Raw genomic sequence first — 22,710 nt, forward strand, 5'->3', positions numbered from 1 at the left:
CATTAAGGCAGAAATTTGAAGAGAGAAACTGACTGTAAATGGTCAATTTTACCACACAAACTAATGGGAAAGTATGGGTTTGCTGTTTCTATTGGTACATGGTGAATGATTATCTATTAAAAATTTACCATTCACCATTCTTAATAATTGTTACTATCAAGCGAACGTTTGGTACAGAAGGTAAAGGTTTAGAATAATGATAACAATAGAAATAATCCAGACACAGACTTTCAGGAAAGGCTTATTTACGAATTCCCCCATTTTGGCTTTATCATTGGTAAACATCACAAGAGGAACAACAGCAAAACTGAGCTGCATAGATAAGATAACCTGACTTAAGACCAATAAGTCAGTTGTTCCCTGTTCTCCATAGAGAATAGCAACTATTAAAGCAGGAATCACTGCAATCAGCCTCGTGATTAATCTTCGAAGCCATGGTTTTAGTCTGATATTTAAGAAACCTTCCATAACAATCTGCCCTGCAAGTGTTCCTGTAAGTGTTGAGTTTTGACCTGATGCCAATAAAGCAATCGCAAAAGCAATACTTGCCATAGAAGCCCCAAGAATAGGAGTCAGCATTTTGTACGCATCATGGATATCCGCCACATGTTTATTTCCGGTAGTATGGAATGTAGCTGCTGCCAGTATGAGGATTGCTGCATTAATAAAGAAAGCCAGCATCAGTGAAACAGTACTGTCCAAAGTTGCGAATTTGATCGCTTCCTTTTTTCCTTCTTTGTCGCGTGTATAATCTCTGGTCTGAACAATGCTGCTGTGCAGGTATAAGTTATGCGGCATGACCGTAGCTCCTAAAATTCCGATAGCAATATAAAGCATTGCAGGATTTTGGATGATTTCTTTTTGAGGAACCAAGCCACCCAGAATTTCATTGAAGGCCGGCTGTGAAATCACAATTTCATAAATAAAGCATGCGAGGATAATGAAAATAAGCCCGCCAACGATACTTTCTATCCATCGGAATCCTTTGGCCTGAAGCAAAAGAATGATCAGAACATCCACTGTTGTGATTACAATTCCCCAGGTTAGAGGAATGTGAAATAGAAGATTTAAAGCTATGGCAGAGCCAATGACCTCGGCGAGATCGCAGGCTGCAATGGCTATTTCACAAAATACCCACAGAATAAAATTGGTGGTGGGACTGAAGTGATCACGACATGCCTGAGCGAGATCTCTTTCCGCCACAACGCCTAATTTTACAGATAAATGCTGTAAAACCATCGCAAAGATGTTCGAAATAAGAATAACCGACAACAATGTGTACCCAAACTGTGCACCTCCTGCTATATCAGTGGCCCAGTTTCCCGGATCCATATATCCGACGGCAATCATAAGTCCCGGACCTGCAAAGGCCAGATATTTTCTCCAGAAACCTTTTTTAGGTACTTTTATGGATGCATATACCTCCGGAAGGGAGTGAGAGGTTTTATCTTTACGCCAGGCGTTATTTAAGTTGAAATTCATAAATGTTAGAAATGACTAACAAATTTACTTAAATAAATGTAAATACGAAAGTCGGCTGATAAAAAAATCCCGAAAACTAATTTTCGGGATTCTGTTTTTATTGATGTTAAAGATTTATTTTGCAAATCTTACAGACATTTTTCTATCTGCAGCTCTTTCTGCATCCGATGCTTTAGGATCAACCTTAGCAAATTTACTTCCGTAACCTTCCGCTTCTAAAACCTGAGTTCCAACTCCAGCTTTAGCCAGAGCAGCTTTGATAAATTCAGCTCTTGCCTTAGATAGTTTTACGTTATTTGCTTCGTTTCCTACTTTATCAGTATACCCACCAATTTTAATTTTTGCATCCGGGAATGCTTTTAAAATTGCCACTAAATTATCAAGCTGTCCCTGAGAACCTGCTTCCAGATCTGTAGAACTTCCCATTTTGAAATTAACATGGTCAAAATCATACCACTTATCTTTTAATGCTGCATCATCAGCTGCATTTTTATAGTTTCCTGATTTCAGGAAGGTGATCATCTGATCTTCCATACCTCCTTTGTAACCTTTCAGCATTACGCCATTAAGATCGATGTTTTCATCTGTCTTAGCAACTGGGGTTGCAGTGGATGCAGAAGTGTCGACAGGAGTAGTGGTAGCTGCGGTGTCCGTTTTCGACGCTGTAGAATCACTAGTCGTAGTGGTAGTTGTTGTCTGTTTCTTGTCGCACTGTTTCCAAAGGAAATAACCAGCCGCAATCAAAAGTAAAAGCGGAAGCAACCATTTCCAGATTGAACCTCCGCCTTCATTATTATTTCTGTCAGGATTGGTTCCTGCAGATGTTGTACTTCTTGTAACTTCTATTTTTGGCTCTTCGCTGGCAGTTGTTCTAATGGCATCATTGTCATTATCAAACTTGTACCCTTTAGCCCAGTCACCAATATTCAGAGATGCCAGAGAAAGTCCTGCGGGAAGAAGTGAAGAAACAATTCCTTTCTGCTCACCCAGCAGGTTTGAAATACCTGACTTATCCAAGTTATTATCAGCAGCATATTTTCCGATAGAACCTACCGTAGCTCCTGTGACTAAATTCAGCAGTGAACTGGAAGAGTTATTGCTGATACCTGCGTACGTAGCAATAGCATTCACTATTCCACTGATCTTATCTCCAAAAATAGAGGTTAACAGATTGGATATAACAGGGCTGCTTGAAGCACCACCCATTAAATTTCCTAAAATTCCGCTCGACGAGGCATTGGTAATTGCATCCAAAACTCCCGGGTTATCAGAATTATTTGCTAATCCTCCTACAACTGCAGGAAGCATTCCTCCAATTGCTTTTGAGATACCGGATTCACTTTCGCCAAACTGAGAAGCGGCTTGTGAAACCAAGGCGGGACCTAACTGTCCTTTAATTAAATCAATGACATTTAAAGACATAATAAATTATTTTGAGATTAATGTTCCATAAATTTAAACAAAAATCTGTCCAAATGTCATTTTTTTTGAATATTTATTTAATTTTCAGTTAAGTTTTTGCATATCAGCAAAAAAATATTAATATGCTTTTGCGAATAATACACGTCTTTTAGATGGCTTCCCACTGACTAAAGAAATACCTTCTTCTATATCATCATCTAAAGGAATACAACGGATAGTAGCCTTTGTTTCTTCTTTGATCTGCTCTTCTTCTTCATCAGTTCCATCCCAGTGTGCATAGATAAAACCTCCTTTTTCTTCAAGAACTTTCTTGAATTCTTCATAGGTGTCAACTTTTGTGATGTTGTCCTGTCTGAAGTTTAACGCTTTTTCATAAAGATCTTTCTGGATGGTCTGCAATAATTCTTCGATGTATACTTCAACACCTTCAATAGAACGGACTTCTTTGGTAAGGTTATCTCTTCTTGCTATTTCTATGGATTTATTTTCCAAATCTTTAGGTCCGAGAGCTATTCTTACTGGAACACCTTTTAGTTCATATTCTGCAAATTTCCATCCTGGTTTGTTGTGGGTATCGTCGTCAAATTTAACGGAAATACCTTTTGCTTTTAATTTAGCCTGGATATCCAGCGCTACTTCGCTAATCTGAGCCAATTGCTCTTCTCCTTTGAAAATAGGAACGATTACTACCTGGATTGGAGCCAATGTAGGAGGAAGTACCAATCCGAAATCATCGGAATGCGTCATAATCAAAGCACCCATTAAACGGGTAGAGGTACCCCATGATGTCGCCCATGCATGTTCAATTTTACCTTCTTTATTGGTGAATTTTACATCAAATGCTTTTGCAAAATTCTGGCCTAAGAAGTGAGATGTACCTGCCTGAAGTGCTTTTCCGTCCTGCATTAATGCCTCGATACAGTAAGTGTCATCTGCTCCGGCAAATCTTTCAGCTGGTGTTTTTACTCCTTTGATAACAGGCATTGCCATGAATTTTTCTGCAAAATCTGCATATACGTTATTCATTTTTTCAGCTTCTTCTACAGCTTCATCTTTGGTAGCGTGTGCTGTGTGGCCTTCCTGCCATAAGAATTCTGCTGTTCTAAGGAACAGACGGGTTCTCATTTCCCAACGTACCACGTTGGCCCACTGGTTGATCAATATAGGAAGGTCTCTATAAGACTGAATCCAATTTTTGTATGTATTCCAGATAATAGCTTCAGAAGTAGGGCGTACAATTAGTTCTTCTTCCAGTTTAGCATCCGGATCTACAATAAGCTTGTGTGGATTGTCCGGATCTGTTTTTAATCTATAATGGGTAACTACTGCACATTCTTTAGCAAAACCTTCTGCATTTTTTTCCTCTGCCTCAAACAGGCTTTTGGGCACAAAAAGCGGGAAATAAGCATTCACGTGACCTGTTTCTTTGAATCTTTTATCCATTTCATCACGCATTTTTTCCCAGATTGCATAGCCGTATGGTTTGATTACCATGCATCCTCGCACTCCAGAGTTTTCAGCTAAGTCAGCTTTTACCACCAACTCATTATACCATTTGCTGTAATCTTCGCTTCTTGAGGTTAATTTTGCCATTGTTTTTTAAAATTTTTTTAACTTTTCTACATTATTGTAATCTAAAAATAAAAATCTATTTTTGATAGATTTTTTTACCGGTGTTTTGGTACATTTTTGGTACAGATTGCAAATATAATTTAAATTAAAAATCTTTACGTTATCATGAAAAGAAATATACATAAAAATTTGCTCGGTATGTTAAAGTCCAAAGGGATTTTAGCACTATCAGGTGGGTTACTGCTTGTGTCTTGTGGCGCCCAGATGGGAGGATACACAGAAACCGATGGGGTTTATTATGATCCTAATAAAGATACGCTGCCAGAAGGGGTGATCATCAATGATGGCGGAAACAGAGTTGGAGAATATTACGATTATTATCAGGATTCTAATGTGATTCAAAATGCTCAGGCAAACTCGAAAGAACAAGACAACAAATACAATACATGGAGCGATAATAACTGGAATACCAATGCTACGGACTCAGATTGGGGCGCATTCGCAGGAGCTCAGACCAATTTTTATGACAATTCCTGGGGATCTCCTTGGGGCTGGTACGGTGGTTATAGTCCTTATTGGGGCATGAACCGTGGCTGGGGCTGGGGTGGATCATTTGGTTGGAACAGTTCATTTGGCTGGGGCGGATCTTTCGGCTGGGGCTGGGGAGGCTCTATGGGCTGGGGAAGTCCTTACTGGGGCTATGGATATTCTCCTTATTGGGGTGGATATTATGACCCGTTCTGGGGTGGCGGTTATGGCAACCCATATTGGGGTTGGAATGGTGGATACTGGGGCAATAGCTACAGACCTGTTTACAGAAGAAGCAGTGGAGGAGGATTCAGCAATCCGGGATTAAGTAACGCAGTTTACAGAAGCAATAACTATAGAGGATATGGTAACGGCAGTACAAACGGTTTCCGTAATACATCTACCAATAACGGATTTAGAAACAGCAATACCAACGGAGGTTTCAGAAATAGCTCCACTGGAGGTTTTAGAAACAGCGGTTCGTATAATAACGGAGGATTCAGAAATGGAACTACTAACGGAGGTTACAGACCTCAGCAGCAATCAGGAGGCTTCCGTAATTCAAATTCTCAGCCAAGACCAAATTATAATACACAGCCTACCTACAATAACAACAATGGTGGTTTCAGATCCAACGACAATGGTGGAGGTTTCAGATCAAGTGGAAGTTCTTCAGGCGGCGGAGGCGGCTTCAGATCTGGCGGCGGAGGCGGCGGCTTCAGAGGTGGCAGATAATTTCAAATTTAATAACTATTAAAAAAATAATGTTAAAAAAATCTTTAGTATTAATGAGTATTTCTGCAGCATTTTTTGCGCAGGCTCAGGATGTTTCTATAATAAGAAATACTGCAGATGTTTATTCCAATGGTCCAATGGTGGGTTCGTCAAAGTTTAATGCAATGGCTGGAGCTAACGGAGCATTAGGAGGAGATGCCAGCTCACTGCTTACGAACCCTGCAGGTTTGGGAGTGGCGATTTCGGGTGAAGTTTCGGGAACCCTGTCTATTTCGGGAAATAAAAATAAAAGTACTTGGGCCGGATCTACCATAGATTACAGCAAAACCAATACAGACCTTGGAAATATAGGTGCCGTAATGGCATTCCCATTGATGACTGAAACAGGGTGGAAGTTTATCAATATAGGAATCAATTATTCCAATCAGTCATTGGATAACTATATAGAATCTCCGGGAAGCAGTGATGTGATTAAGGATTTTTCCGATAAGACCAGCGCTTCATTGGCGGGACATGCTTACAACAGATATGGAAATCTTTCAAAGACAAGTTTCGGTGTAGGTGCTAACTATAATCATAATCTGTATATTGGTGCTGGATTCAATTTTTTCAATGCCTCTATTGATCAATATGATACAGCAGCTTTCAAATCATTATCTGACGGTTCTCTCGAATATTTTGACAGACAGAATACGCCTTTTACTGAAAGGTCTTCAGGTTTTTCTGCATCATTAGGGGTCATTGGTAAACTTAGTCCTAATTTCAGAATTGGAGGTGCTATCGAAACACCTACATTCTGGCGTATTGACAGAGCTTATAATTTTTATAATGATCCAACCTATGGGGATGGAACAGGAGGAGAAATAAGAGATCTTACCACACCGCTTAAAGCTACGGTAAGTGCTGCATTTGTTGCCAGTAAAAACTTTTCATTGAACGTTGATTATACCTTGGGCCTTACAAGACCTAAATATAAAGTGAATTCAGGTGCAGATCTTGAACTGAACAGCTTCTTCAAAGATAATTATAAGAATGTATCAGAAGTAAGAATTGGGGCAGAATACAGAGTACAGCAATTTAGATTAAGAGGTGGTTATTCATATGCTTCCAATCCTTTTGATGCTATGACTGTAAGCCAGGTAAATCCAGATGCTTCTACCGAAGACAGATCATACAATAATATGATGCTTAATAACAGAAATCTGGCTTCATTAGGTATTGGATATGATTTCAAAGCCTTTTATATAGATGCATCTTACCAATATATAACATCTACCTACAGTAATCCTTTCCTAAGAGGTATTAATACAGGTGATCCGGCTACAGATACTGCTTATTATTCACCTTACAATAATACAACAAATACACCAGGGCGTATTATGTCCAGTGATTATTTCGCTGTTTCAGAAGTGAAAAATAACAGAAATAACTTCTTTATTACATTAGGCTGGAAGTTCTAATCCAGATGTGTAATGAGTGATTAAATTGATGCTCCGGATCGTAAGATCCGGAGTTTTTTTATCGATTAAGTAAAAGGATTAATGAGAATGTCCTGCAGCAGGATGTTGGTGGAAAAGATGCATGATCAGGGCTAAGGAAACACCCAGAATAACCAATCCTATCTTCAACCAGTCAATATTATGATTCTTATTGCTTTCAAAAATGATCACTGATGAAATATGAAGGAAAATTCCACCTACGATAGCCAGGAAATAAGGCTGAAGGTCGGGATTGAAATAATTCCCCAGCAGCATTCCCATAGGAGAAGCGAGTGCAAATAATGCAACGATCAGAAGGGAAGGATATGGTGAACTTTTTGATTCGTTTTTTCTGTTGAACAGAAAGGCTCCAAGAATAAATGAAATAGGAAGATTGTGAAATACAATTCCCAGAAGATAAGGTGACAACTGCTGTTTTTCATTAGCCAGAGGAATTCCCTCAATAAAAGCATGGATAAATAAGCCTACCATCAATGCCATAGGAAGAATGTTGTTCTCGCTATGGTGGTGAAAATGTCCGTGTTCGAAACCTTTTGTCAAAGCCTCAAGAATCATTTGAAGCAGAACACCTGCGATGACGAATATTCCAAGACTGCTTCCGACCTGAGAGGTGTAAACCTGTGGAAAGACTTCATTCAGACAGATTGTAATAAGGAATCCGGCACTCAGGACCAGCAGATTTTTGGCCAGCTTTTCTTTTTTTCCGAAATGCTTGCCAAGAAAAACTCCTGTAATAACACTTAATATCAGTAAAACGACGGTGATCATGCCTTTTTCTTAAATAAATTGATACAGCGCGGGGAAACTTCACGGTCAAATTCATTCAGCTGATAATCGCCCCAGATCTTTACTCTTTCAAAACCGCAGTCTGCTGCATAGGAATGAATAGCCTCCAAAGTATGAAGCTTTACTTTCTCAAAGAAGTGGAAAGATTTTCCTTCTGTCTCGAAACGGATATCTTTGATGATATGTCTGCCTTCGATCTTTTTAAGGATCTTAAAATCAATATCACCACGTGTTATCGTGGTTTCAGGGACTAAACTTTTTCTTACATATTCTTCATTCAGATAATCCAAAACAAAATATCCTCCAGGTTTTAAAGCATTGTAAACCGACTGGAATACTTTTTTGTCATCACTTTCGTTATCAAAATATCCGAAACTTGTAAATAAATTGAACACAGCATCCATTGGATCGGCATCAATAGGGTTTCGCATATCATGAACATTGAAAAGAAGCGTCTGCGTTTCAAACTGCTTATCGAATTCAATACTCTGTCTGGAAAGGTCGAGTCCCAAAACGTCATATCCTAATTTATTCAAAAAAACAGAGTGTCTTCCTTTTCCACAGGCCAGATCAATAATCTTGGATGAAGGCGGTAACTGAAGGTCTTCAGTGAGCTTTGTAATGAAGTTTTCGGCTTCCGTATAGTCTCTGTTACTATAAAGAAGATGATAATAAGGTGTATCAAACCAAGATTCAAACCATTCCATAATGCAAAAATAACTAAATTTGTGCGGTTAAAAGCAAAGTATTTAAATAATGAAGGATCGAAAAATTCAATTGATAGGAAAATTGAATCCGTAATCTTTTAATTATTAAATCATTAAATCTTTTAATTATAATTTATGGACACAGAAAATCTAAAGATTCAGATAAAGACATTCTTCGGACTGGAGCAGATTCTTGCTGAGGAGATCAAAAAATTAGGCGGAAAAAACGTTGAAATCAAAAACCGTGCAGTCAATTGTGAAGGTGACCTTGGTTTTCTTTATAAAATTAATTACTCTGCAAGAACAGCATTAAAAATATTAATTCCTGTTTTTGAGTTTAAGGCATTTAATCAGCATCAGTTTTACAATAAACTTTCTGCTATCGCCTGGGAAGATTATATGGATGTAGACCAGTCTTTCGCAATCGACTCTACTGTCAATTCTGAAACCTTCAAACATTCACAGTTTGTGACGCTGAAAATGAAAGATGCTATTGTGGATTATTTTCAGGAGAAATTCCATAGACGTCCTGATGTAGAAACAAGAAGTCCTGATATTAAGTTTCATCTTCATATCGACAGGGAGTTGGTGACTATTTCTTTAGACTCTTCCGGAGATCCTTTATTCAAAAGAGGTTATAGAAAAGAGCAGGGTGAAGCACCCATTAATGAAGTTCTGGCAAGCGGAATGCTTCAGCTGGCAGGCTGGGACGGGAAAGGAAACTTTTTGGACCCAATGTGCGGTTCAGGGACACTTCTTGTTGAAGCAGCGATGATCGCAATGGATCTTCCAGCTCAGATCTTTAGAAGAAGATTTGCGTTCCAGAACTGGGCCAATTATGATGCTGATCTTTTTAGTAAGATCAAAGAAGTAAGAGTAAACAGGGTAAGAGAATTTACAGGAAAGATCGTTGGTTATGATATTGATGGAAGAATGCTGAATGCAGCCAGAACAAATATTGAAGCAGCAGAAATGGAAGATGTGATCGAACTGAAAACACAGGATTTCTTTGAATCTAAAAAAGAACTTTTCCCATTGCTGATGGTTTTCAATCCACCTTATGATGAGAGAATTTCTATTAATGACGAGGATTTCTACAAGAAAATAGGAGATACCTTCAAAACAAACTATCCTAATACATTAGCATGGCTGATCTCTTCTGATCTTGAGGCGGTGAAAAAAATAGGTCTGCGTCCTTCCAGAAAGATCAAACTTTTCAACGGAAAACTGGAAACCAGATTCTTACAGTATGAAATGTATGAGGGAACGAAGAAACTTCATAAAATCGAAAAAGAATAATTAATTTCAATATAAACCTTCCTGCTATGGAAGGTTTTTTTATTTTTGTTTCAATTCACAAATTAAAAGTATGGTGTGGGATCTTCTCGAAACTTTAGGGAATTTGTTGGACGTTGTTAATCTGTTTTCCAGCAATTCATCTTCAAGAGGTTTACATTATAATGATAAACCTGCAAAAAAGAAAAAGTCGAAATATTACACAGAAAAAGTGAGCGGCTGTTTTATAGCCGCAGCAGGGATATTGCTATTCTTTGTGTTTAAAGATCCGTTGCCGGCAGAAAATTACACCCAGACTTTACTGGTGTCATCTCTTATTGGAACTGCCGTTTCCGGACTTTTGTTTTTCCTTTTGTATGTTCTGAATCTTTACTATTTTAAAAACTTTTTCAAATTGCTGCTTTTCAGTGGCTCAGTAATCCTGTTTTTTATTTCTCTGGTAGGGTGTGTTTACTTCAGATCAGGCTTATTTGTTTAAAATATGACGAGCAGCTGTCATCTTTAAGTAAAATTAGCAGATTCCATTTTGCTTTTGATCGGTCTGTTAAAGTAAAAAGCCCCTTAAAAGGAGATTTACTATTGTGTATTCTGTACTCCTGAAACTGACTAAATATTGGTTTTTATTCTTTATTAAAATTTCTTTTCTGTGAAATACTATCGGAGATTTTGAAAGTCCCTTTAGTGAGATCAGTTCAAGGCAGATGGAACCAGCCCATACTGTTTTTTAAAAGCGTAAGAAAAATGGGAAAAATCCTCAAAACCAACTTCCATGAATATATCGGAAGGTTTTTTATGTTTTTCCTTTAAATGATAATAAGCCAGTTCCAGACGTTTGTGAGTGAGCCATCGCTGAGGAGTGGTCTGAAAAATTTTTCTAAAGTCCCTGTTAAAAGTAGAAAGGCTTCTGCCTGTAAGGTATCCGAATCTTTCCAGAGACATATTGAACATATAATTCTTTTCCATAAATCCGGCGAGGTCAATTTTTCCAGGCTCTTCAAAATCGGTCAGAATTCCATCAATATCTTTGTCAATTTCTCTTAGAATACTGATGGCTTCCGTAATTTTCAGCGAAGCGATATTTTCCGGGAATGGCCCTTCCACTTCAAAATAGGGAATCAGTGAGGCAAGGCAGCTTTTGAGTAAGGGATGATTTTGAAAACTGTATATTTTAGATTCTCTGCCCATTGGTTTATATTCGCATTCAACTGAAGCATAAAACTGCTTAAGACGTTCTGTCGTGAGATGCATTACTACAGCTTTATGAGGAAGTCCGTCTTTGGGGTAATTGATAATAGTGGCGAGGTGATTTCTCGGAATAAGAAAAATATCTCCTGCTCTGAACAGGTAGGATTGATCTGCCTGAATAATTTTGGTTTCCCCGGAAATAAACCATACCAGCATATGGTATTCAAAAACCGTTTCTGTTTTGAAGAGCCTGTCATCGTAGGTTGAAAGCTTGATGTCCGGTGTGATATAGTTTATCTGGAATTCCATCGTCTTTAGTTTATAGATACAAATGTATTTAAAAAGGAACTATTCTGCGTCGAATGTAAAGCCAAGCATTTCTTCGCTTAATTTCCATAGTCTCTGTGCATTTTCCAGATCAATGGAATAAGGCTGTACACCTCGGATTGTTGATGGTTCGTCATATCTGTGTTTGATCTGGCCAAGATCGATTTCGGCAATATCACAATTTTCGCAGTAAACGCCACCTATATTTTGAAGAGCAGGGCTGGTTGCACACCAAACGGTTGTGGCAGCACCCTGAGGAACTGTTTTCAATCTGGCTTCAACTTCAGGTTTTATTTTTCCGTCAATGTCATGGGTTCCCATCTGGATATACAGATCAATAGGCTCTTCTCTACCCAGATCCGTTCCATATACTGAGCCTGGATGCAATGAGTAAGCTCTGATATTAAACTTCTTCCCCATTTCGTCCAGCGCAGTGGCAAATAAATTACATGCTGTTTTCGATTGGCCATACCCTAAAAGAGTTTGATAGTCTCTGTTCTCAAAATTAGGATCTTCAAAATCAAAAGGAGCCATTTGATGCCCGTAAGAAGAAACACTGATTACTCGGGCGTTTTCTGCTTTTTTTAAGGCAGGCCATAGTTTTGCAGTCAGGTGAAATTGTCCAAGGTAATTGGTAGCCAGTTGTGATTCAATACCTCTGGAGTCTCTTCGGAGGGGAACCCACATAATTCCTGCATTATTAATGAGAAGATCGAGTTTTCTGCCGGAAGCAATGAATCTTTCGCTCAATGCATCAATAGAATCCGGATCCATCAGGTCCATTTTTTCCAGTTCTATGTTTTCAATACCGGCAAGATTCTGGCGGGCCTTTTCAATGTCTCTTGCGGGAATGATTACTGTTGCTCCTGCTGACACAAGTGCTTTTGTTGTTTCAAGGCCTATGCCAGCGTAACCTCCTGTGATCACTGCTGTTTTTCCGGTAAGGCTGATGCCATTAATGACTTCCTGTGCTGTTGATTCTGCATTGAATCCTGTGTGAACAGGCTGCTGAAATGGATTGATGTTCTGTAACATTTTTTTAATTTTAAAAATTTCTATAGCAAAGGTAGAGCGTACAGATCATGTTGATTTTGTTCAAAATGTCAAATTAGTGTGTTTAAAATTCCAAAAGTATTTTTTTAGAAGTTTCCTGTGAAAGTTAATTTCTATGAATAACCTGTTAAACTGTTTGCGGATTCCTCAGCGAATAAGTAATTTTGAAAAATTTTCAATTTGAGACCTACTATTTCCATTGTTGTTGCTATTTTCAACCGAAAAGACGAACTTTTTGAACTGCTGAATTCTCTGACTTTTCAGACAGATAAAGAGTTTGAAGTGATTATTGTAGACGATGGTTCTCTTATTGATCTTAAGCCGACAATTCAGAATTTCGAGGGTATTTTAGATATTAAATATTTCAGAAAAGAGAATTCCGGTCCGGGACTTACGAGAAACTACGGAGCAAAAAGAGCGAAGAATGATTGGCTTCTTTTTGTAGACAGTGATGTAATCGTAGAAAAAGATTATATCGAAAATATTAAAAAAGATATTGAGACCATTCCATGTGACGCTTTCGGAGGAGCAGATAAAGCTCATAAAGGTTTTAATCTCATGCAGAAAGCTATTTCCTATTCTATGACTTCAGTTTTTACAACAGGAGGAATCAGAGGGAGCAAAAAAGCCGTATCCAGATTTCAGCCGAGAAGCTTTAATATGGGAGTCAATAAAGCGGTTTTTGAGCAGGTAGGCGGTTTTTCGGAAATGAGAATAGGAGAAGATCCGGATTTGTCTATGACGCTTTGGGAGAAAGGTTTCACAACTGCATTTTTTGATGATATTGCCGTGTTTCATAAGAGAAGGGTAGATCTCGGTAAATTTTCTAAACAGGTGTACCAGTTTGGATGTGCCAGACCAATTCTTAATCAGAGACACCCCAACTATGTAAAGATATCATTTGCATTTCCTACACTTTTTATGTTAGGTTATATCTTAGGTTTTATCGAATATTTTATTTTGGGAAGAGGTATTATTCTGGCATTTTACGGATTGTATACCTTCCTGGTATTGTTTCATGCAATGATGGTTACGAAGAATATAAGCATTGCCGGAATGGCTGTGATTTCTACTTATATTCAGATGTTCTCTTACGGATACGGTTTCCTGAAATCGTGGGTGCTTCTTAATATTTTCAGAATGAAGCCTGAAGATGCGTTCCCAAAACATTTCCATAAAAAATAGATAGAGAAAATAAAAGCTGTCAAAAATTCCGACAGCTTTTATAACAATAAATTAGGATATGTATAAAGTTTCATGGTTGAGAACGCCTGTTTTCAGCATGCATTCCCGCATTTTTTCATAAGTTCTGGCGATATCATGATCCAGTCCGATCGAGAATCTGATCAGTCCGTCTGATATGCCCATTGCTTCACGCTCTTCTTCCGGAATCTCCGATGAAGTAGAACTTCCCGAGCATGAAAATAAAGTTTTATAGAAGCCCAGGCTTACTGCAAGATACCCCAGGTTTTCCTGCTGCATCATTTCCATCAGCTCATTGGCTTTATCAGTTGTTCCTGCATCTACCGTCAGCAGTCCGCCAAATCCGTACTCTTCATACATCATGCTTTTCATAAGCTCATGGTCCTTATGGGATTTCAGTCCCGGATAAGAAACTTTCAGTCCGTCTTTTTCAAACCTTTCAGCAAGGTACATTGCATTGTGGCTGTGCTGTTTCATTCTGATGTGAAGCGTTCTCAGGTTTTTCAGGATACTTGCAGACCGGAAACTGTCCATCGTTGGTCCGAGCAGCATGCATGCTCCGTTGTTCACGTTTTTAGTATCATTGATGAATTCCTGAGTTCCACAATAAACACCGCCTACCGTATCACTGCTTCCATTAATAAATTTGGTTAAACTATGGATTACGATATCGGCACCTAACAACGTCGGTGAAACAGAAAGAGGGGAGAAGGTATTGTCTACGATCAGTTTCAGATTGTGTTTTTTACAGATCTCTGAAAGTTTTCTAAGGTCTGCCACTTCAAGCAGCGGGTTGCTTACACTTTCACAGTATATAACCTTTGTATGAGGTGTTATTGCATTTTCTATAGACTCAAAATTGCTGATGTCTACGAAAGTGGTGTCAATATGAAATGGAGGCAAAAAGTTTTTAAGAAAAGCATAGGTACCGCCGTAGATCGTTCTGCTGGAAATAATATGGTCTCCACTTTTACATACCTGCATGAGGACAGAAGTAATAGCTCCCATTCCGGATGCCGTAACGTTGGCTGCCTCTGTGTTTTCCATTTTGGCCAGTGCCTGCGCCAGGTAAAGATTCATTGGGGATGAATGTCTGGAATATAAATAACATCCTTCAGCATTTCCTTCAAAGGTGTCAAACATCGTTTTTGCAGAAAGAAACGTATAAGTAGAGCTGTCAGAAATCGATGGATTCACTCCTCCGAATTCACCAAAATATTGCAGATCCTGGATCTCATTGGCTGCATTAAAATTTTCCATAAGCTTTATATTTTATTGATCGGTTAAATATGCTCTGTTTTCATAATAATTACAAGATATATTTGATTATGTAGAATATAAATCTATTTTTTTTGCTTTAGTTAGAAAATATGTTTGGTATCTTTGAAAATGTTAAACTTTTTCCAAAAAATTATCTATGAATTTTGATGAAACTGATAAAAAACTGCTCCTGTTCCTGCAGGAAGACTGTAAACAGACTACCAAAGAACTGTCTTACAAGCTCAATTTGTCTGTAACGGCTGTTTATGAACGGATAAAAAAACTCGAAAATCTGGGAGTAATCTCAAAATATGTGGCATTACTGGACCGGCATAAAATCAACAGGGACTTTATTGTGTTATGCCACATCAAATTAACACAGCATAAAAAAGAATTTGTACTACAGTTTGAGAGAGAAGTTATGAACCTTCATGAGGTCACAGAATGTTTTCATGTGAGCGGTGATTACGATTACATCCTGAAGATAGGGGTGAAAGATATGGAAGATTACCGTAATTTTATGCTCAGCAAATTGACGGCACTTCAGCATATTGCCAGTACCCACAGCTCGTTTATGATTTCCGAGGTGAAAAATACAACAGCAATCATTGTATAAAATACAGAAAATCAAAAGGAAAATTCTGATTTTCTGTATTTGAGGCTGAATATTTATTTATGAAAAATCTTGTTATTTGCCAGGACTAAGATCCTTGATACACAAGAGTGAGGACAGCGCGTAAAGAGTTTTATTTTCAGTACAATCTTAATGTGCCTGGGTAATTTTATCTATAAAATAATGAAGCCTTTTGATATCGGCCCTTCCTTTGTTTTTATCATTTAAAAAGCACGTGGTTACAATCACCATCTTTAAATCAGGAATGACACAGATTAGCTGGCCGCCGTATCCGGTAGCAACATATGCCTGATGACCATTGGTTTTTCTGCGCCACCAATAATAACCGTAGCCATTAGCATCCGGCATTACATCCCATGAATCCAGTTTCACCTGCTCCGAAGTTGATTCCTGAAGCCATTTTTGAGACACAATCTGCTTATTTCCAACTTTTCCGTTGTTCAGGATCAGAGAGCCAAATTTCAGCATTTCACTGGACTTCATAAACAGTTCCGAGCCTGCAAGGTTTCTGTCCTGTGGATCTGTATCCCATTTGGTGATGTGAATGTTTAAGGGTTGGAAAAGATTTTCATCTGCAAATTGTTTTAGACTTGTATTGACGATTCTCGACAATGCAGCTCCGAAAACATAGGTTTCACCACTGTTATAGTTGAATACGGCTCCGGGATATTCTTCGAAAGGCAGCTCCAGAACAAATCTTACAGGATCACTTGAAAATCCCATAGCCATAGATACTTTTGAATTTTCAACCCAATCAAAACCTCCCTGCATCATCATCAGATTTCTTAATGTTACAGTGTTTTTGATAGAATCATGAAGCATTTTGCCTTCAAGATTGGAAATATTTTTAAACCTACTCCTTGAAACATTGTATTCAGGAAGGATTTTTAAAACAGGTGTATTAAGATCGGGAAGAAGGTTTTTGTCTTTTGCAATGCCTGCCAAAACAGAGGTTATGCTTTTGGTAACAGATTTTACACTGAAGACGGTTTCTTTGCTGGCACCGTGAAAATACTGCTCGTATATTATCTTGTCATTCTGAGCAATGATGAAAGAACCAAGAGAAGGGATACTATCCTTAATTTCTCCGGTGAATTTCTCAGTAAATGGTTTGGATAAATCAATTTTAGGAGTTGCCTGTGATTTCAATTTAGGGCAAAAAATGGTCAGAACAGAAATCGTCATAACCTGCAGTACATGCTTGAATTTCATTGTTTAAAAAAGAGGGGGATTTATATAATTATCAGCTAGTGTAAAAAGATAGCTGCACTATACCAAAAACAAAATGTGAATTTCATTTTGGGTATAACGTCAACTAAATTTTATAGCCTCTAAATTATGAAATAAAACAATAAAATATGAGCAAAATAAGTTTAAATTTTTGTAGTAAATGCTCTTATTTTGTCGTGAGTAGATTTTAGGATGATGAAAAATATTACACCAATACTCCGTTCTTGGAGGAGATAGGTTCTGGAAGGTCTTCATGCCCTCCTCCCATTTGTAAAAGATCAATTTCTATTGCTCTACAGATAGAAAGCATAGGAACATCAAACATTAATCCTCCAAAGGGATTTTCAGAATAATCACCCACGAGTTCCATAATGATATAGATCCAGCCGATAGTAATACAGAAAGGAATAGAAGTCCATATACCCCAGTCTCCCAATTTGGCAAATTCATTTACCAAACCTAGCGGAAGTAATAGGATGAAAAGAATATTAAATACAAATGCCGTACTCGCAAACTGTCTTGGTGAAGGGAATTTTTTAATTCTTTCGGCTTGTCCCTGGTAATTATAAAATTCGTTTAAACAATTTTGTAGCTGTACCTGATTGAACTCAGATATGATTTTTTCATTTTTTAGTTCATTGATCTCTTTGGCTTGCTGGGAGATCAGATAGGTTGCGAAATTTTTGTAATCTGACTGAAGCTCAAATTCTTCTTCCGAAAGATATTTATGTAAAAAAATAGGGGTTCTTCCGTAATCAGGAAAACCTGCTTTAATAAGTCTGTGGCGTTTAAGATCAACATTTTTAAAAGAATCTTCTTCATTGCTGATGTGTTCCCATTCTGCAGGAACGAGAAGCTGTTCGCGAAAGGTATACAGCCATGCAATATGACGGTGAATAATTCTTTTTCTACGGTCTTCCAGGTCAAAAGCACCGACTTCCTCATTTTTAGTGTCAAAAGCATAAACCATGGACCCGAACGAGCGGCTGGAGTTCACAATTCCACCCCATATTTTTCGTGCTTCCCATAGTCTGTCATAAGCCTGATTGTTTTTAAAACCTACCAAAAAAGCTTCTGCAGTACCAATCAGTGCCACGGGAACCCAAGGGATGATCATCCAGTGCCAGTTAAAAAAATAGAAGAGTCCGGTAATTAAGGTGCACCAAACAGAAATCCAGATCAGATGAATACCGGATAAGTTTAAAACCTGTTTGTAGTTGACGTATTTTGTGGTGATCATAATGCAGCGTGAAATTTGGTGTCGGTATAAACAAAAGAAATACCAAAATGAGATATTCTAATGCTTATTAAATGTAATAAAAAAAACCTCTAAAAAATTAGAGGTTTGATATAATTAATATTGTTGATTAATATTTCAGCATTTCTTCGATCTTTTTGCTCAGCTTTTCTGCGTTCGGAAGCATTTCTTTTTCCAATACCAGATTGATAGGAACAGCCGGTACATCAAGAGATCCCATTGTTTCTACAGGAGCGTCCAGATATTTGAAGCAGTTTTTCGAAATACGGTGTGCAAATGCCTCTGCAAAAGAATTGTTGAGTTGTTCTTCTGTTAATACAATACACTTTCCGTGCGCTTTCACTCTTTCGAATACAAGCTCTTCGTCAAGAGGAATGATGGTTCTCAGGTCGATTACTTCAACTCTTCCATTGAAATTCTTTACAGCTTCTTTAGCCCAGTAAACTCCCATTCCATAGGTAACAACCAATAATGTCCTGCCTTTTTCAGTTTCATTCTGATCAGCTTCAATAATTACTTTACCTTTTCCGAAAGGTAAGATATAATCTTCTGCCGGTTCAATGGTCTTGGCATCTTCAGTTCCCGGAACTTTGCTCCAGTACAGGCCTTTATGCTCCAGCATGATCACAGGATTTGGATCATAATAAGCTGCTTTTAATAAACCTTTGAAATCAGCTGCGTTGCTTGGGTACGCAATTTTAATTCCTTTAATATTGGCTAAAATACTTTCAACACTTCCGCTGTGGTACGGTCCGCCGCCGCCATAAGCACCAATTGGTACCCTGATGATATTGCTTACCGGAAATTTCCCCTGACTTAAATAACTTGATTTAGAAATTTCAGTAATCAGCTGGTTGATACCCGGATAAATATAATCAGCAAACTGAACCTCCACGATAGGTTTTAATCCTACAGCACTCATTCCGGCAGTTGAACCGATGATATAAGCTTCCTGAATGGCTGTATTGAATACTCTTTTACTTCCGAATTTTTTACCTAAAGTAACGGTTTCTCTGAAAACACCTCCGATTCTTTCCCCAACATCCTGTCCGTAAAGAAGGGCTTCAGGATGTTTCCACATCAGCTCCTGAACAGCATGAATAGCTGCATCTACCATTACAATTTTCTCACCGCCTGCAGGCTCACGTGTTCCCGTTTCCTCTGTGATCGGAGTTGGAGCAAAAACGTGCTGCATAACCGTTTCAGGTTTTGGATCTTCCGCATTTTGAGCTCTTTCAAAAGCTTCTTCTGCTTCAAGACGGGCTTTTTTAGTGATCTGTTTTAGCAGATCTTCATCAGCTCCTGATTCAAGAAGCTGTTTTCTAAGGATTTCTCCCGGATCTTTCGCTCTATGTTTTGTTAAATCTTCTTCGTCTCTATAGAATTCTCTACGTACTCCGGATGTATGGTGACCGATAAGAACCGTTTTGGCACAAACCACTAAAGGCTTTCTTTCATTTCTTACAAAGTCTACAGCCTTTTTCATGGCTTCAAAACTTTCCACAAAATCAGTTCCGTCAACACGCATTCTGCTAAGGCCTGTAAATCCTGCTACAAAATCGTAAGCATCACATGTTCTTGCCTCTTCTTTGGTTACAGAAATACCCCATTCATTATCCTGTACAAGAAATATGATAGGAAGCTGGTGCAGGGCTGCAAACTGCAGCGCTTCACTTACTTCACCTTCCGTTACAGAATTATCTCCAAGACTGCATATCACAACCGGATTATTTTCAAAGGTTTGTAAATTGAAATCCTGAATATATTTTATCCCCTGTGCAACTCCTGTAGTTGGAATGGTTTGCATTCCTGTAGCAGAGCTCTGATGGATGATCTTTGGCTTGTTTTCATCGCGGCTTGAAGGGTGAGAGTAATACGATCTTCCACCAGAAAAAGGGTCTTCCGCTTTTGCCAGCAATTGAAGCATCAATTCATATGGCTCAAAACCAATTCCTAAAAGAATACTTTCATCCCTGTAGTATGGAGAAATCCAGTCTTCTTTTTTTAACTGATAAGCAGTGGCTAGCTGAATAGCTTCATGGCCTCTTGATGTACTATGAACATATTTACAGATATTTCTGTTTTCTTCATAGATATCTGCCATTGCTTTGGCCAGCATCATATGATTGTACGCTTTAAGCAAAATATCCTGAGAAACTTTTTCGTGAAGTGTATTTTCCATAGGAAGCAAATATACATAAAAAACAAAATACTAACAAGCGTTAGTATTTTGTATGAATTCTATGTGGTATAGGGTTATTCTTTAATTACTTTTTTAGAGATTACATCTTTATCTGTTCTTACTTCAACGATGTAAATTCCTTTAGTATATGATGATAAATCAACAGATTCTCTCTCGCTGTTGATTACTCCATTCTGTAGTTTTTTACCGGAAAGATCATAAATCACGAAAGTTGACTTTTTAGGAGCTTTCAAGATATTAACGAAATCTTTTGTTATACTAGGAGCGACAGCAATTTCATTTTTAGATTTTACTTCGTCATTAGTTCCCAGGAATTCAGTGTGTCCTGTAACCATGATTGAGTAATTCTGAGGAGCTGCTGCTCCCGCATCATTCTTAAGAGTTCCTTTGTTATTGATTTGAATCTTGTAAACTCTACCCGCTACCGGATTGTTAATAACCACCTGTTCTACATTGTCAACCGTATTGTCAGCTTTTATTGCTGGAGTCATTGGACTGTTTGCATTTAACTTCCAAGGATAATAGATGGTATTGTCTGTGGTGTCGATTATTCTCAAATCAACATCATTGATCAGTTTTGAATCACGGTTGTTAAAAACATCCTCTACAAATTGGTAATTTGGAGTATACTTAGGATCAAGCCAGCTAATCGTAACTTTTAATGGTTCTGATCCTGATGCTTTAATCATTTTGGTATTAGCGGTACCACTTGTTAATGTTTCATCTGTGAAAATAACAGAGCCATTTGATTTTCCAACCAACAATTCTGCGCCTTTTTTAGCGTTGATGAATCCCCATCCGAAGTGTGGATCCGGACCAACATTACCCGCCTCTGAGGCAGAGTGAATGGTAAGTACTTTGGCTGAAGATGCGTTAAGCAATGCATTGTCAAATAACTGTTTGTTGATTTGTGTCCAAAGCCCTATAATTCCTGTTACAATAGGAGCCGAAAAAGAGGTTCCGCTTCCTCCTGCCCAGGAATCGCTTCCTGTAGCGGATGATGCAGCATAAAGAACATTTGTTCCTACCGTTGAGATGTCCGGCTTGATTCCACCGTCATCTCTAGGACCTGCACTGCTGTACTCCGAATGCACAACTTCTGAAGCATTGGTATATCTGAAATTATTAGTAGCAATGATATCTGTTGCACCAACAACAATAATATTTTTTGCCAATGATCCTGTTCCGATACAGTCGTATCCTAATGAGCAGTTATTGGGAGGTAAGGTATCTGTAGCAGCAAATGCAACAGCTCCGTTAGGACCCTGATAAGATTTTGGAGCAGTAGAGTTTTTTCCGGCAGGTCCAAGATTAAAATAGTTACCTGCGGATTTAACAATGATATAAGAAGGATTATTATATGCTATTGCATCATAGTTGGCATCATTTGTATTGTATGTTCCCTGATAATCATAAAATGAATCACCAGCTTTACTTCCGTTGTATACAAAAGAAGTTATGCTTCCAGTATTGAGATCATATGTTTCTGTCCAACCGGAATTAATTCCGTAAGAGTGATTGGAAATATTGGGTTGAGCAATAATAATTTTTTCAAAAACAGTACTTGCTGCTGTATTACCCGGTAAAGTTGTAGTAGCAAACCTATAGCTGTCCATTGTAGAGTTGATCGCAACTCCTTTAGCATTTCCAACTGCTACAGGTGGTGTTCCGGATGTAAGAGTAACACTTTTCCCTCCTATAAAACTTCCCACACCAGTAGAGTGTTCAGAATATGGTTGAGTGGTTGCTTCCTTATTGGAGATTCTGTTGGCTGCATTATTAAATGCGGTGTGAGCCTCGTAAATTCTTCCACCATCAAATACAGTGTATTTAATGTTCTCACCATTAAAAGACCCTGCTAAACCTGTGATATTCCCTGCTGTATTAAGCAAATCTGAATTCGAATTTGATAACTGTCTGGTGTCCTCCTGCTGTAAAAAATAAGGGATGCCAAAATTAAAGCCTGCTAAATTAGATCTCATTTGATCTATTTCTTTTTGTTTTTCAGGGCTTCTGTTGCTTCCGAATGCTTTTGCTACGTAAGAGTCAAACTTAGCGTTGTTCTCTCTGTTCTGTTTCTCAAACTCATGTTTTAATCCTTCGTTCTTTTGTGCACTTACTAAAGCAAAAGCTAAAGTACCTACCAAAAATAAATGTTTCTTCATAACAGTTAGTAAAATGTTTAAAATTTATAAGATAACAAATATATAGCAAAATGTTTAAATTAGCTTATGTTTAGTAGGTTTTTGTTTGTTTTTTTTAATGCTTATTATTAGAGTTATTGATTTTTTTTATGTATTTAATGTTTATTGTGTATTTGTTTAGATTGT

General features: G+C 38.0%; 18 protein-coding genes. 6 read left to right on the forward strand and 12 right to left on the reverse strand.

Going from position 1 to position 22,710, the window contains the following annotated elements:
• Positions 1-156: 156 nt before the first annotated feature.
• From IW16_RS09480 to proS, 3 genes are all read right to left on the reverse strand, one after another.
• Positions 157-1,482, reverse strand: a complete 1,326-nt coding sequence (locus IW16_RS09480) for an Nramp family divalent metal transporter (protein ID WP_034742972.1) — start codon at positions 1,480-1,482, stop codon at positions 157-159.
• Positions 1,483-1,596: 114 nt separating this feature from the next.
• Positions 1,597-2,904, reverse strand: a complete 1,308-nt coding sequence (locus IW16_RS09485) for an OmpA family protein (protein ID WP_034742974.1) — start codon at positions 2,902-2,904, stop codon at positions 1,597-1,599.
• 117 nt (positions 2,905-3,021) lie between these two features.
• Positions 3,022-4,497 (reverse strand): proline--tRNA ligase, encoded by a 1,476-nt coding sequence (gene proS, locus IW16_RS09490; protein WP_034742976.1) that lies wholly within the window; start codon positions 4,495-4,497, stop codon positions 3,022-3,024.
• A 177-nt stretch (positions 4,498-4,674) separates the two neighbouring features.
• On the opposite strand from proS, the gene IW16_RS27135 reads away from it, so the two are divergent.
• Entirely contained in the window at positions 4,675-5,739 is a 1,065-nt protein-coding gene (locus tag IW16_RS27135; RefSeq protein ID WP_316931917.1) for a prolyl-tRNA synthetase, read from the forward strand.
• A 53-nt stretch (positions 5,740-5,792) separates the two neighbouring features.
• Positions 5,793-7,199: an OmpP1/FadL family transporter gene (locus IW16_RS09500; protein WP_223878137.1), complete on the forward strand. Its 1,407-nt coding sequence runs from the start codon at positions 5,793-5,795 to the stop codon at positions 7,197-7,199.
• Positions 7,200-7,277: 78 nt separating this feature from the next.
• Here IW16_RS09500 and IW16_RS09505 read toward each other — a convergent pair whose 3' ends face one another.
• Together IW16_RS09505 and IW16_RS09510 are read right to left on the reverse strand one after the other, a co-directional pair.
• Positions 7,278-8,003: a ZIP family metal transporter gene (locus IW16_RS09505; RefSeq protein WP_034744152.1), complete on the reverse strand. Its 726-nt coding sequence runs from the start codon at positions 8,001-8,003 to the stop codon at positions 7,278-7,280.
• On the reverse strand, positions 8,003-8,731 hold the full coding sequence (locus IW16_RS09510) for a class I SAM-dependent DNA methyltransferase (protein ID WP_034742985.1): 729 nt from the start codon (positions 8,729-8,731) through the stop codon (positions 8,003-8,005). The genes IW16_RS09505 and IW16_RS09510 overlap by 1 nt, the downstream gene beginning before the upstream one ends.
• 135 nt (positions 8,732-8,866) lie before the next feature.
• Between IW16_RS09510 and IW16_RS09515 the strand changes: the two genes are divergently transcribed.
• Together IW16_RS09515 and IW16_RS09520 are read left to right on the forward strand one after the other, a co-directional pair.
• A complete protein-coding gene (locus IW16_RS09515) occupies positions 8,867-10,030 on the forward strand; it encodes a THUMP domain-containing class I SAM-dependent RNA methyltransferase (protein WP_034742987.1) in 1,164 nt (387 codons plus the stop codon).
• A gap of 70 nt (positions 10,031-10,100) precedes the next feature.
• On the forward strand, positions 10,101-10,505 hold the full coding sequence (locus IW16_RS09520; RefSeq protein ID WP_034742989.1) for a hypothetical protein: 405 nt from the start codon (positions 10,101-10,103) through the stop codon (positions 10,503-10,505).
• A 209-nt stretch (positions 10,506-10,714) separates the two neighbouring features.
• On the opposite strand, the gene IW16_RS09525 is transcribed toward IW16_RS09520, so the two are convergent.
• A complete protein-coding gene (locus tag IW16_RS09525) occupies positions 10,715-11,521 on the reverse strand; it encodes a helix-turn-helix domain-containing protein (protein WP_034743000.1) in 807 nt (268 codons plus the stop codon).
• 39 nt (positions 11,522-11,560) lie between these two features.
• Entirely contained in the window at positions 11,561-12,574 is a 1,014-nt protein-coding gene (locus tag IW16_RS09530) for an SDR family NAD(P)-dependent oxidoreductase (RefSeq protein ID WP_034743003.1), read from the reverse strand.
• A 198-nt stretch (positions 12,575-12,772) separates the two neighbouring features.
• Between IW16_RS09530 and IW16_RS09535 the strand changes: the two genes are divergently transcribed.
• The gene (locus IW16_RS09535; protein ID WP_034743005.1) at positions 12,773-13,777 is read left to right on the forward strand and encodes a glycosyltransferase; all 1,005 of its coding nucleotides are present in this window, start codon (positions 12,773-12,775) and stop codon (positions 13,775-13,777) included.
• A 51-nt stretch (positions 13,778-13,828) separates the two neighbouring features.
• Here the strand turns inward: IW16_RS09535 and IW16_RS09540 are convergent, their stop codons facing one another.
• Entirely contained in the window at positions 13,829-15,055 is a 1,227-nt protein-coding gene (locus IW16_RS09540; RefSeq protein ID WP_034743007.1) for an aminotransferase class I/II-fold pyridoxal phosphate-dependent enzyme, read from the reverse strand.
• 157 nt (positions 15,056-15,212) lie between these two features.
• Between IW16_RS09540 and IW16_RS09545 the strand changes: the two genes are divergently transcribed.
• On the forward strand, positions 15,213-15,671 hold the full coding sequence (locus IW16_RS09545; RefSeq protein ID WP_034743009.1) for an Lrp/AsnC family transcriptional regulator: 459 nt from the start codon (positions 15,213-15,215) through the stop codon (positions 15,669-15,671).
• Between the two features lie 147 nt (positions 15,672-15,818).
• On the opposite strand, the gene IW16_RS09550 is transcribed toward IW16_RS09545, so the two are convergent.
• The 4 genes from IW16_RS09550 to IW16_RS09565 form a co-directional block, all read right to left on the reverse strand.
• The gene (locus IW16_RS09550; protein WP_034743010.1) at positions 15,819-16,901 is read right to left on the reverse strand and encodes a serine hydrolase domain-containing protein; all 1,083 of its coding nucleotides are present in this window, start codon (positions 16,899-16,901) and stop codon (positions 15,819-15,821) included.
• 223 nt (positions 16,902-17,124) lie between these two features.
• Entirely contained in the window at positions 17,125-18,159 is a 1,035-nt protein-coding gene (locus IW16_RS09555; protein WP_034743011.1) for a bestrophin family protein, read from the reverse strand.
• A gap of 127 nt (positions 18,160-18,286) precedes the next feature.
• Positions 18,287-20,359, reverse strand: a complete 2,073-nt coding sequence (locus IW16_RS09560) for an alpha-ketoacid dehydrogenase subunit alpha/beta (RefSeq protein WP_034743013.1) — start codon at positions 20,357-20,359, stop codon at positions 18,287-18,289.
• Positions 20,360-20,433: 74 nt separating this feature from the next.
• Positions 20,434-22,545, reverse strand: coding sequence for a S8 family peptidase (locus IW16_RS09565; protein WP_034743015.1), 2,112 nt, complete (start codon positions 22,543-22,545; stop codon positions 20,434-20,436).
• Positions 22,546-22,710 lie beyond the last annotated feature (165 nt).

The sequence above is a fragment of the Chryseobacterium vrystaatense genome, assembly GCF_000737765.1.
In the GTDB taxonomy this organism is placed as follows: domain Bacteria; phylum Bacteroidota; class Bacteroidia; order Flavobacteriales; family Weeksellaceae; genus Chryseobacterium; species Chryseobacterium vrystaatense.